Annotated in this window: 11 protein-coding genes; 4 read left to right on the top strand and 7 right to left on the bottom strand. The window is 70.7% G+C overall.

Going from position 1 to position 11,494, the window contains the following annotated elements; genetic code table 11:
* Nucleotides 1–11 precede the first annotated feature (11 nt).
* The 5 genes from QLQ12_RS02885 to rimO all read right to left on the bottom strand — a co-directional run bounded on the left by QLQ12_RS02885 (nt 12) and on the right by rimO (nt 4,209).
* The gene (locus QLQ12_RS02885; protein WP_282756948.1) at nt 12–872 is read right to left on the bottom strand and encodes a PspA/IM30 family protein; all 861 of its coding nucleotides are present in this window, start codon (nt 870–872) and stop codon (nt 12–14) included.
* 237 nt (nt 873–1,109) lie between these two features.
* Nucleotides 1,110–1,487, bottom strand: a complete 378-nt coding sequence (locus QLQ12_RS02890; protein ID WP_282756949.1) for a helix-turn-helix domain-containing protein — start codon at nt 1,485–1,487, stop codon at nt 1,110–1,112.
* A gap of 158 nt (nt 1,488–1,645) precedes the next feature.
* Nucleotides 1,646–2,137, bottom strand: a complete 492-nt coding sequence (locus QLQ12_RS02895) for a CinA family protein (protein WP_282756950.1) — start codon at nt 2,135–2,137, stop codon at nt 1,646–1,648.
* Between the two features lie 15 nt (nt 2,138–2,152).
* Nucleotides 2,153–2,755, bottom strand: coding sequence for a CDP-diacylglycerol--glycerol-3-phosphate 3-phosphatidyltransferase (gene pgsA / locus QLQ12_RS02900; RefSeq protein WP_282756951.1), 603 nt, complete (start codon nt 2,753–2,755; stop codon nt 2,153–2,155).
* Nucleotides 2,752–4,209 (bottom strand): 30S ribosomal protein S12 methylthiotransferase RimO, encoded by a 1,458-nt coding sequence (gene rimO, locus QLQ12_RS02905; protein WP_282756952.1) that lies wholly within the window; start codon nt 4,207–4,209, stop codon nt 2,752–2,754. The genes pgsA and rimO overlap by 4 nt, the downstream gene beginning before the upstream one ends.
* 118 nt (nt 4,210–4,327) lie before the next feature.
* Between rimO and QLQ12_RS02910 the strand changes: the two genes are divergently transcribed.
* Genes QLQ12_RS02910 through QLQ12_RS02920 form a run of 3 tightly spaced genes read left to right on the top strand, consistent with a single transcriptional unit; the run spans nt 4,328 to nt 6,815 of the window.
* Nucleotides 4,328–5,671 (top strand): glycosyltransferase 87 family protein, encoded by a 1,344-nt coding sequence (locus QLQ12_RS02910; RefSeq protein ID WP_282756953.1) that lies wholly within the window; start codon nt 4,328–4,330, stop codon nt 5,669–5,671.
* Entirely contained in the window at nt 5,668–6,327 is a 660-nt protein-coding gene (locus QLQ12_RS02915; protein WP_282756954.1) for a helix-turn-helix transcriptional regulator, read from the top strand. The genes QLQ12_RS02910 and QLQ12_RS02915 overlap by 4 nt, the downstream gene beginning before the upstream one ends.
* Nucleotides 6,328–6,359: 32 nt before the next feature.
* Nucleotides 6,360–6,815 carry a DUF3291 domain-containing protein gene (locus tag QLQ12_RS02920; RefSeq protein ID WP_282756955.1) on the top strand — a complete coding sequence of 152 codons (456 nt, stop codon included), beginning with the start codon at nt 6,360–6,362 and terminating at the stop codon, nt 6,813–6,815.
* Here QLQ12_RS02920 and QLQ12_RS02925 read toward each other — a convergent pair.
* The gene (locus QLQ12_RS02925; protein ID WP_282756956.1) at nt 6,812–9,337 is read right to left on the bottom strand and encodes a DNA translocase FtsK; all 2,526 of its coding nucleotides are present in this window, start codon (nt 9,335–9,337) and stop codon (nt 6,812–6,814) included. The two genes, QLQ12_RS02920 and QLQ12_RS02925, sit on opposite strands and share 4 nt — an antisense overlap.
* Nucleotides 9,338–9,423: 86 nt before the next feature.
* Between QLQ12_RS02925 and QLQ12_RS02930 the strand changes: the two genes are divergently transcribed.
* The gene (locus QLQ12_RS02930; protein ID WP_282756957.1) at nt 9,424–9,849 is read left to right on the top strand and encodes a type III secretion system chaperone family protein; all 426 of its coding nucleotides are present in this window, start codon (nt 9,424–9,426) and stop codon (nt 9,847–9,849) included.
* A gap of 64 nt (nt 9,850–9,913) precedes the next feature.
* On the opposite strand, the gene QLQ12_RS02935 is transcribed toward QLQ12_RS02930, so the two are convergent.
* Complete coding sequence (locus QLQ12_RS02935; protein WP_282756958.1) at nt 9,914–11,440, bottom strand: S1 family peptidase; 1,527 nt, start codon at nt 11,438–11,440, stop codon at nt 9,914–9,916.
* Between the last annotated feature and the right edge of the window lie 54 nt (nt 11,441–11,494).

The following is an 11,494-nucleotide window of genomic DNA, read 5'->3' on the forward strand; positions in this document are numbered from 1 at the left end:
GCCCGCGCCGGTCAGCCGGCCGCGGAGGTGTCGCCGCGCTTCTGGTTCAGGCTGGCCCGGATCTCGTCGAGCCGGGCGACGCTCGCCGGGTCGGCGGACGGGGTGGCGGGCTGCTCGACCGCGGGCCGGTCCGCCGCGCCGCCCAGCTTCTCGCCGGCCATGCTGGCCCGGATCTGCTCCAGCCGTGACGACCCGGCCAGATCCAGGCTGGACTTCTGCACTTCCAGCATGCGGCCCTCGACCGAGTTGGAGGCCAGTTCGGCGCGGCCCATGGCGTTCGCATAACGCTGCTCGATCTTGTCGCGCACCTGGTCGAGCGACGGCGTGTTGCCCGGAGCGGCGAGCTGCGACATCGACTCCAGCGACTTGGCCACGGTCTCCTGCATCTTGGCCTGTTCCAGCTGGCTGAGCAGGCGCGACCGCTCGGCGATGCGCTGCTGCAGCACCATCGCGTTGTTCTCGACCGCCTTGCGGGCCTGGCCCGCGGCGCCGAGCGCCTGGTCGTGGAGGGTCTTCAGGTCCTCCATCGACTGCTCGCCGGAGACCAGCTGGGTGGCCAGGGTCTGCGCGGTCGACTCGTATTTCTGGGCCTCGGCCTCATCACCGGCGGCCCGGGCCCGGTCGGCGAGCACCAGGGCTTGGCGGGCCATGCCCTGAAGCTTTTCGACATCGGACATCTGCCGGGACAGCTTCATCTCGAGCTGCCGCTGGTTGCCGATGACTGCCGCCGCCTGCTGGACGAGCGCCTGATGTTGACGCTGGGCGTCTTCGATGGCCTGCTGGATCTGGACCTTCGGGTCGGCGTATTCGTCGATCTTCGCGCCGAAGAGCGCCATCACGTAGTGCCAGCCCTTGACGAACGGATTCGCCATCTCGTGGTGTCCCCTCAAATGTCGCTCCGTCGGACGCGTCACCGCTGGATCTGCGGATAACGCGAAACCCATCGTGACAGCCGGACGCCAGCGGCGTCACGTGTCCTCCGGGGGATCTCAGGGTCTCCCCTGGCTTCGAGGCTACGCCCTCAGGAGCGGCCGATGCGAGCGGCCGAAACGAGACACGCAACAGGCCGGACCGTCCCAAGGGAACGGCCCGGTCGAGTGTCTTCATGATCAGGCGGCGTAGACGATGTCCCGCTTCGGTTTACGGGTGGCGTGCAGCGTCGCCTTCAGCGGCGACTCCTGGCGCACCGAGACGGAGACATCCCCGTCGGAGGTCGCCTGCTCCTCGAGGGGGACGAGCACGCCCTCCATGTTCTCCGCGAGCGCGAGCGTGTTGCTGACCTCACTGAGCAACTCGGAGAGCCGTGCGCCGAGCGCGTCGCAGATGGCGGCGAGCAGCTCGCTGGACGCCTCTTTCTGGCCACGCTCGATCTCGGACAGATATCCCAGGCTGACGTTGGCGGCGGTCGACACCTCGCGCAGCGTGCGGTGCTGCCCCTGCCGGCGCGCACGTAGTGCGTCGCCGATAACGCGGCGTAGCAGGACCATGGCACCTCCTCCTGCGGCGGGGCCGCCGGCATACGCCGGAGGCTTCCCGCAACCGTACCTGGCCCGAGCCGCGCCGACATCCCGCCCCGCCGAATTCCCAGCGCGCCCGCCCCCCGGCCGAACCGGACAACCAGCGCATGACCGGAAGTATTCCCAGCTCAGAGACGGGCCGGCTGAGCGCGTAGAGAGTCGGTCAGCAATTGCAGGACGGCCGTCACACTTTCGGTGCGGACGGCCTCGCGGTTTCCGTCCAGTTTCAACTCGCGCACCTGCGAACCGGCGCCGCCCGCGACCGCGACATAGACCAGCCCGACCGGCTTGCCGTCCTGCGTTTCCGGGCCGGCGACACCGGTGGTGGCCAGGCCCCAGTCCGCGCCGCAGCGCTCCCGGGCGCCTTCGGCGAGCGCCGCCGCGACGTCACGGTCGACCGGGCCGCGCTCCTTCAACAGCTCTTCCGGTACGCCGGCGAGCCGGGCCTTGAGCTCGGTGGCGTAGACCACGAACCCACCCCGGAAAACACTGCTCACCCCCGCGATCTCCACGATCGTCGCGGCCACCAGGCCTCCGGTGAGCGACTCCGCGGTCGCCAGCGTCTCGCGGCGCTCGACAAGGGCGTGCACCGCAGCGGCGGCCGCCACGGACATCTCCATCGGTTCCTCCAGCGTCTAGCCGTTACCCGGGTCGCGGGCCCCCCGCCGCAGCCGCAGCGCCTGAAGCACGTAGTCGGCGCCGGTGACCACGGTGACCACCAGCGCGCCGCCCATCAGCACGACCCCGACCAGGTGGAACGGTTCCGGGACGGGCCAGAGGTACCAGGCGATCGCGACGGTCTGCAACCCGGTCTTGAGCTTGCCACCCCGCGACGCGGGGATGATGCCGTACCGGATGACCCAGAACCGCAGGGCGGTCACACCCCACTCGCGGACCAGGATGGCGGCGGTCACCCACCAGGCCAGCGGCCCGTACGCCGACAACAGCACCAGCGCGGTGCCGGTCAGCGCCTTGTCCGCGATCGGGTCGGCGACCTTGCCGAACGAGGTGACCAGCGACCACCTGCGGGCGATCCAGCCGTCCGCGAAGTCGGTCGCCGAGGCGATGCAGAAGGCCAGGCAGGCCGCGATCCGCCAGTCCGGGTCGTTCATCTCGGAGACGACGACGATGGCCAGGAAAACGGGGACGAGCACGATCCGGATCACGGTCAGCGCGTTGGCCGCGTTGTACAGCGACACCACGCGTGGCGCGGGCACCGGAGCCGGCTCGTGGGTCACCGGATCACCGGCGCGGCCGAGATCATCTCCACCGGTACCGCGATCAGGTCCACGCCCTCGGTGCCGGTGACACGAGCGCGGACGAGGTCGCCGGGACGCAGCGCGGCGAGGTCCACGCCGGCGTCCCCGGAGACCAGGGTGGTGGAGCCGTCGACTTCGGGAGCCTGGTGCTCGGCCCGGCCCTCGATCTCGTCGCCGTCGACCGTGTCGACCAGCACCTCGACGGTGTTGCCGATCCGGTCTTCGGCACGCTGAGCGCAGAGTTCCTCGGCGAGGGCGACGACCCGGTCGTACCGCCGCTTGATGGTGGTCTCGCTGACCTTGCCGGTGAGGCCGGCGGCCTCGGTGCCGTCCTCGTCGCTGTAGTCGAAGACGCCGATGGCGTCGAGGCGCGCCTCGGTGAGGAAGCGGACCAGCTCGTCCACGTCCTGCTTGGTCTCGCCGGGGAAACCGACGATGAAGTTACTCCGGGCGCCGGCCCAGGGCGCCAGCTTGCGGGCCGACTCGAGCAGCTCCAGGAAGCGGTCGGTGGAGCCGAACCGCCGCATCCGGCGCAGCACGGGCTCGCTGGAGTGCTGGAAGGACAGGTCGAAGTAGGCGGCCACGCCGGGCGTGGTGGCGATCGCCTCGACCAGGCCGGGCCGGGTCTCGGCGGGCTGGAGGTAGCTGGCCCGGACCCGGACGATGCCGTCGACGGCCGCCAGCTGCGGCAGCAGTTTCTCCAGCAGGCGCGGGTCGCCCAGGTCCTTGCCGTAGGACGTGCTGTTCTCGCTGACCAGCACCAGCTCGCGGACGCCGGTCTTGGCCAGCCACTCGGCCTCGGCGAGCAGCTCCTGCGGGTCGCGGGAGACGAAGGCGCCACGGAAGGCCGGGATCGCACAGAACGCGCACCGGCGGTCACAGCCGCTGGCCAGTTTGAGGGAGGCCACCGGGCCGGTGTCGAGCCGGCGGCGCAGCACGGTGCGCAGGTGGGCCGGGGTGTGCTCGTCGACGGTGGCGTGACCGGGGACGACCACCTTGGCGGTGTGCCGCTGGACCGGGGTGATCGGCAGCAGCTCGCGCCGGTCACGCGGGGTGTGCGAGTCGAAGCTCTCGCCGCGCAGCACGCCGTCCAGGCGCTCGGCGATGTCGGTGTAGTCGTCGAAGCCGATCACCGCGTTCGCCTCGGGGAGGTTGTCGGCGAGCTCCTTGCCGTAACGCTCGGCCATGCAGCCGGCGGCCACCACCTTGGCGCCGGTGTCGGCGGCGGCCAGCAGGGTGTCGATCGAGTCCTGCTTGGCCTTCTCGACGAAACCGCAGGTGTTGACCACGACGACGTCAGCGCCCTCGGCGTCGGTGCCGACCTCCCAGCCACCGGCGTCGAGACGGGCGGCCAGCTCTTCCGAGTCGACCTCGTTGCGGGCGCAGCCCAGGGTCAGCAGGGCGACGCGGCGGGTGGGAGGAGTTCCAGACACCCGCCAAGGTTACCGGGCGGCCGGTGGCATCCCTTCCCCCGCACGGCCGGACTCTGTCACGTCCCGTTTTCCCGCACAGGGATGAATCGTGGGTGCCGAGTCGATATCGTGCCACTCCATGCCTAACCTTCGGGATCCACGCGGGCGCGCGGAGCTGTTCCTGGTCGTGTCCCTGCTGGCGGTGGCGTTCGTGGCGCGCTACGTCGGCCGGACCGAAGTGACCGGCGACATGGAGATCTTCTTCCGGTGGCACGCCAAGCTGCAGCAGGCCGGCGGCTGGCGTGGTCTGGGGGCCGAGATCGGCAACTACAACGCGCCGTACATGTACCTGCTGTACCTCGCGTCGTTGCTCCCCGGGTCGCTGCTCATCGGCATCAAGGTGGTCTACGCCACGTTCGACCTCCTGCTCGCCTATTTCACCTACCGGCTCGTGGAGATGCACCGCGGCCGCCGGACGGGGATCTTCGCGGCGCTCATCATGATCATGCTGCCCACCGTGGTCCTCAACGCGTCGGTCTGGGGCCAGATCGACTCCATGTGGGCCTCGTTCGCGGTCGGCGGCGTCTGGATGCTGGCCCGTGGGCGCGCCTGGTGGGGGGTCACGCTCTGCACCCTCTCGCTGGCCTTCAAGCCGCACGGCATCTTCATCTTCGCGCTGGTCGGCCTGCTGGTGCTGGCGGGACGGATCAAGGCCAGGGTTCTCCTGGCGGTGCCGGTGGTCTGGCTGGTGCTGTCGCTGCCGGCGCTGCTGCTCGGGCGGAATCCGGTGGAACTGTTCACCATCTACAGCCTCGACCGGCAGTCCGGGATCATCCGGTTCCTCACCTGGGGCGCCCCGACGATCTATGCCTTCATGGGGGGCACCAAGCGGCTCGACACGCTCCGGACGCTGGGGTACGTCCTCACCGCGGCGCTGGTGCTCGGCGTCTTCCTGGCGGTGCTCGCCCGCCGGATCCGGCTGGACCCGACCCGGATCGTGACCCTGGCCGCGCTCTTCTCCATCCTGATCCCGTTCGGGCTGCCCGGCATGCACGACCGGTACTTCTTCCTGGCCGACGTGACCACCCTGATCCTGGCCTTCTACCGCCCCCGGCTCTGGTTCGTGCCACTGCTGGTGCAGGCGGCCTCGCTCGGCTCGTATCAGTGGTACCTGTTCGGCCGTTCGGGCGACTATCTGAATCTGAAGGTGCTGGCCGCGCTGATGCTGGCCGCCCTGATTGCCATCGGCTACACGCTCGCCCGCGACGTCCTGGACGGCCCCTTCGAAAACTCCGGCGAGCCGCCGCGCACCACCTCCGGCGAACCGCCACACTCCGCCTCCGGCGAACCCTCGCGCACCGCCTCCGGCGAGCCCTCGCGCACCGTGGAGGACACGGCGAGGGAATCGGCGGCGCCATCCCGCGCCCTCCCCGACGTCACCCCTCTACCGCCAAAGGCGGTTGGCAATACGATTGGCGGGTGACGACTCCGGAACACCTGGACGATCTCGACGCGGTCGCGGCGCTCACCGACGGGGTGCGGCGGTCGGCCTACCGGGCGGTGGCCGAGGCGGCGCCCGGGACGCTCGGGCGGGACGAGGTGGCCGACGCCCTCGGCGTGGGCCGCACCCTGGCCGCGTTCCACCTGGACAAACTGGTGGCGGCGGGGCTGCTGGAGGTCTCGTACGCACGCCGCTCCGGAAAGACCGGGCCGGGCGCCGGGCGCCCGGCGAAGCTGTACCGGCTCGCCGCGGCCGAGCACGCGGTGAGCGTGCCGCCGCGCGCCTACCGCAATGCCGCCGAGTTGCTCGCCGAGGCCCTGGAGCGCACCGGGGGCGAGGAGACCCTCTACCGGGTGGCCGAGGCTCACGGCCGGCAGACCGGACCGGAACCGGATGTCACCGCTCTGCTCGCCGGCCACGGTTACGCGCCCGTGACCCACGAGGACGGGCGGATCGAGCTGCGGAACTGCCCGTACCACCGGCTCGCCGAGGAGTTTCCGCCGCTGATCTGCGGCATGAACCTGGCGATGCTCACCGGCCTGCTGGAGGGCGCCGGGCTGGCCGGCGAGTGGTGCGCCCGGATGGACGCCGCGCCCGGCCGGTGCTGCGTGACGGTATCTAAAAACAAATCCGATTGACTTTAGAATGCGGGACTGGTGAAGTGAGAGGCATGAACTTCCACCTGGCCCAGATGAACGTCGCCCGCCTCCGAGCCCCGCTGGAAGACCCGTCGAACGCCGATTTCGTGACCGGCGTCGATCTGATGAACGAGCTGGCCGACCGCTCCCCCGGCTTCGTCTGGCGGCTCCGGGAGGAGGACGTCGACCCGTCCACCCTGCCCGGCCCGAAACCTGACGACATGATCGTCACGATGTCGGTCTGGGAGTCGCTGGAGCGGCTGCGCGACTACGTCTACCACTCCACCCACCTCGACTACCTGCGCCGCCGCCGTGACTGGTTCGTCCCCGGCGGCTCGGCCATGGTGCTGTGGTGGGTCGAGGCGGGCCACATCCCGCACATCACCGAGGGCCTGCAGCGGCTCGCCCTGCTCGGTGCGCACGGCCCCGGGCCGAGGGCGTTCACCTTCCGCCAGCCGTTCCCGGCGCCGGTGCCGGCCGACGCCTAGCCGTCCACCCGCAGGGCGGCCAGCGACTCCTCCAACTCGTCCGGCTTGACCAGCACGTCGCGCGCCTTCGAGCCCTCGGAGGGCCCGACGATGCCCCGGGTCTCCATCAGGTCCATCAGGCGGCCGGCCTTGGCGAAACCCACCCGCAGCTTGCGCTGGAGCATCGACGTCGAGCCGAACTGGCTGGTCACGACCAGCTCGATGGCCTGGATCAGCAGCTGAAGGTCGTCGCCGATGTCCTCGTCGATGTCCTTCTTCTTGCTCGGCGGCGCCTCGGTCACGTCCGGGCGGAACTCCGGCTCGCGCTGGTCCTTGCAGAACTTGACGACCGCCGCGATCTCCTTCTCCTCGACCCAGGCGCCCTGGATGCGCACCGGCTTCGAGGCGCCCATCGGCAGGAAGAGACCGTCACCACGGCCGAGCAGCTTCTCCGCGCCCGGCTGGTCCAGGATGACCCGGGAGTCGGCCAGCGAACTGGTGGCGAAGGCGAGACGGGACGGCACGTTCGCCTTGATCAGGCCGGTGACCACGTCGACCGACGGGCGCTGGGTCGCCAGCACCAGGTGGATGCCGGCGGCCCGGGCCAGCTGGGTGATCCGGACGACCGAGTCCTCCACGTCGCGCGGCGCGACCATCATCAGGTCGGCGAGCTCGTCGATGATCACCAGGAGGTACGGGTACGGCTTCATCTCCCGCTCGCTGCCCGGCGGCGGAGTGATCTCGCCGCTGCGGACCTTGCGGTTGAAGTCGTCGATGTGGCGCACCCCGTTGGCGGCGAGGTCGTCGTACCGCATGTCCATCTCGCGGACCACCCATTCCAGGGCGTCCGCGGCCTTCTTCGGGTTCGTGATGATCGGCGAGACGAGGTGCGGGATCCCCTCGTAGGCCGTCATCTCCACCCGCTTCGGGTCGACCAGCAGTAGTCGTACCTCATCGGGGGTCGCCCTGGTCAGCAGCGAGACCAGCAGTGAGTTGAGGCAGGAGCTCTTGCCGGCGCCGGTGGCGCCGGCGATCAGGATGTGCGGCATCTTGGCCAGATTGGCCACGACGAACCCGCCCTCGATGTCCTTGCCGAGCGCGACGATCATCGGGTGGTGGTCGCCGGTGGCGGCCCGGGAGCGCAGCACGTCACCCAGCGCCACGTTCTCCGGGTCGGTGTTCGGGATCTCCACACCGACCGCGCTCTTGCCCGGGATCGGGCTGAGGATGCGCACGTCCGGCGACTTCACCGCATAGGCGATGTTGCGGGAGAGCTGGGTGATCCGCTCGACCTTGGTGCCCGGCCCGATCTCCACCTCGTAGCGGGTGACCGTCGGGCCGCGGGTGAAGCCGGTGACCAGCGCGTCGACGTTGAACTGCTCGAACACCCCGGTCAGCGCGGCCATGATCTCGTCGTTGGCGCGGCTGCGGGCTTTCGCCGGGGCGCCGGTGGCGAGCAGGTTCGGCGGCGGCAGCCGGTAGTCGCCCTTGACCGCCGAGATCTCCAACTGCTCGGCGCGGGTGGGCGGCAGCGGCGAGTGCTCCGGCGGTGGAGGCTTCTTGCGGGTCTTCGGCAGCTTCGGCAGAGCCACCGTGTCGTGCAGGATCAGTTCCTCGTCGAAGTCGTCCGGCGGTTCCTGACCGAGCGGGGCGGGCTCGGCCAGCGCGGCCTGCCGGCGCCGGGCCGGGCGACGCGGCTTCGCCGCCTCCCCCTCCTCGCTCTCGCCGTCGCCCTCGTCACCGGTCTCGCCGGCCAGCGGGGGCCGCGTGGTGTGCCGGCCCGCACGCCCGGAGACCAGGTCGACCAGCAGCGCCACCCGCTCCGGGACCTTGGCGATCGGCGTCGCCGTGGCCACCAGAAGACCGAAGACGAAGAGCAGCACCAGCAGCGGTACGGCCACCCAGGCGCTCACCGCCTGCTCCAGCAACCCGCCGATCCCGTAGCCGAGCAGCCCGCCGGCCTCGTCCACCGCGGGGTTCGCGGCTTCCGGGCCGGAGATGTGCAGCAGCGCGGCGGTGGCCACGATGATCGCGGTCCAGCCGACCAGGGACCGTCCACGGTGTTCCGGGTCGACGGGCTCGCGCATCAGCCGGATCGAGCCGTAGAAGAGCAGCAGCGGCAACAGCACCGCGAGGCTGCCGAGGAAGAGGCGCACCATGTCGGCCAGCCACACGCCGACCGGGCCCGCGCCGCCCGCCCAGACCGCGACGGCGATCAGGATGGCGATGCCGAGCAGGAACAGGCCGGCGCCGTCGCGGCGGTGCTCGGGCCCGATGGACCGCGCGCTGGCGGCCTGCCGGCCGGCGCCGCGGGCGAGCCAGCCGACGCTGCCGGCCAGACCCATCCAGAGCGCGCCGACACCACGGGCCATGCTCGGGCCTACCGTCGACTGTTTCCGGACGGCGGGGCGTTTCGCGGCGGGTTTGCGCGCGGCCGCCTTGCCCGTGGCCTTACGTGCCGGTTGACGGGCACGGTTCACCGCCGCGCCACGGGTGGTGGACGCGGCGCGGCTCCGGCCCGCCGGAGGAGTACGGCCTGCCATGGATCTCACCGTAGCGGTGCGGGGCCGTTCCGCCGAGAAGGCGCACCGCGACTGCTTTTCACTTTCCCGGCATTTACCATCGTACGGTGCAACCTCTCAGCAACGACATGATCAAGACTGCGCTGGACGGACGCGGATTCTCGTACTTCGTCGATGCCGACGGCGACATAGCCGGCAACTTCCAGGGGAACCTCATCTACTTCTTCCGGCTGGGCGCCCGGAAAGAGATCCTCCAGGTAAGGGCGATGATGCAGCACGTCTTCTCGGTCGAGGACGTGCAGCGGCTGTACGAGTTCTGCAACACCTGGAACCGCGACCAACTCTGGCCCAAGGCGTACGTGCAGGTCACCGACGACGGCCAGGCCATCGTGGTGGGCGAGGTGACCACCGACTGCGAACACGGCCTCACCACCGAACAACTCGACCAGGTGCTGCTCTGCGGGGTGGCGACCGGGTGCCGGCTCGGCGAGGCACTGGGCGAACTGAAATCGGGGTCCTCACAGAAATCGTGAGAACCCCGATGCGGACCGGGCCGGGTAACTTGCGCACCCGGCCCCGCCCGGCGGAAACCCGGAACTACTGAACGTCGAAGCCCAGGCTGTACGAGCCGGTGCCGGAACTCGCCACGACCACGTACCGATAGGTGCCGGAGCCACCGGTGAAGGTCAGCGACTTGTCGCCGCTGCCGGTCGCCTCAGCCACGGTCCGGAAGCCGCCCTGCTGGTTCTGCTCCTGCAGCAGCAGGTCGAAGTCGGTGCCCGCCGGGGCGTCGAGGCAGGCGGTGTGCGTGCCGGCGCGGGCCCGGTAAGACCCGCCGTTCGGCTGCGCCTGCGCCTGGCCGGCCCGGTTGATGGCGCCCGTGCGCTGCACCGGCAGGGCTTCGCACGCGGTCTCGGCGGGCGGCGTGGTGGATTCCCCACCGCCGGTGCCCCCGGTGGTCACCAACGTCAGGTCCTGTGCCGCCAGGACCTCGTTGAGCGGCTGGAAGAAGGTCTCGCCGCCGACCGTGCAGTCGCCGGAACCGCCCGAGGTCAGGCCCTGGGCCTGGTCACCGGAGAGCCACGGGCCCCCGGAGTCGCCGCCCTCGGCGCAGACATCCGTCCGGGTCAGGCCGGTGACCGCACCCTCCGGGTAGACGACGGTCTGGTTCTTGGCCAGGATCGTGCCGCAGAACGTGCCGGTGGTGGAACCGGAACGGCAGACCGCCGCGCCGACGGGGGCCTCGGTGTTGCCGGCCACCGGCAGCTCGTTGCCCTCGAAGTCGTTGACCACCGCGCGGGGCGTCCAGTCCCCGTTCACCGCGACGAAGCCCATGTCGGCCGCGCCCGGGAAGACCGAGAACTCCACGGTGCCTTGAGCTTCGTTGTTGAAGCCGGTGGTGGTCGCGCCCTCTGCACCGCAGTGTCCGGCGGTGACGAAACCGCCCTGCACCGAGAAGCCGATCGAACAGCGGGCCTGCCCGCCGCCGACGTTGATGAAGTACGGGTCAGCGCCACGGAGGTCGAACAGCGGCTTCGGCTGGGCGTCGCTGACCTTCACGGCCACCGCGTCAGCCGGTACGCCGGCCCGCTTCGCCAGCGCCAGCGCCTCCGCCTTCCCGCTCGACTTGGCGACGACGACCAGCTTGTTGGTGGTCACGTCGACATACCAGCCGGTCAGGCCGGCCACCTTGACGCCGGCCGCGTCCAGCTTGGTCTTCGCCGCGTCCAGCTCGGCCTCACTGTGCTTGACCAGCACCGGGACGGCACCGGCGGCCTTGACCGCCGACGCCGCCGCGGAATCGGTCACCGCGACCTTGAGCGTGGTGCCGTCGGACGCCAGCCAGGCGCCGCCGAAGTCCTCACCGGTCCGGGCGGCCAGCGTCGCCGAGACGCCACCGGCCCACTCCGAGCGGGCCAACCGCGCCGCGGCCTGCTCGCCGTCGAGGCCCAGGTCCCGCTTCATGGCCGCGAGCAGATTCGGGGAGACACCCCCCGGAGACTTCTTCGCGGCCGCCGGCGAGGCTGCCTCATTGGTGCCAGCGAGCGAGGGCAGGGTGAAAGCGACCGCTGCCGCGCCCGCTGCCACCACCACCCCAGCCACGACGATCGGTCTGCGCTGCATCTGGAGAACTCCCTCCGCCACAGGTGCCGTGGGGGCGGCACCGTGCCAAGGAGT

It is taken from the genome of Actinoplanes sandaracinus (assembly GCF_030009775.1).
GTDB lineage: Bacteria > Actinomycetota > Actinomycetes > Mycobacteriales > Micromonosporaceae > Actinoplanes > Actinoplanes sandaracinus.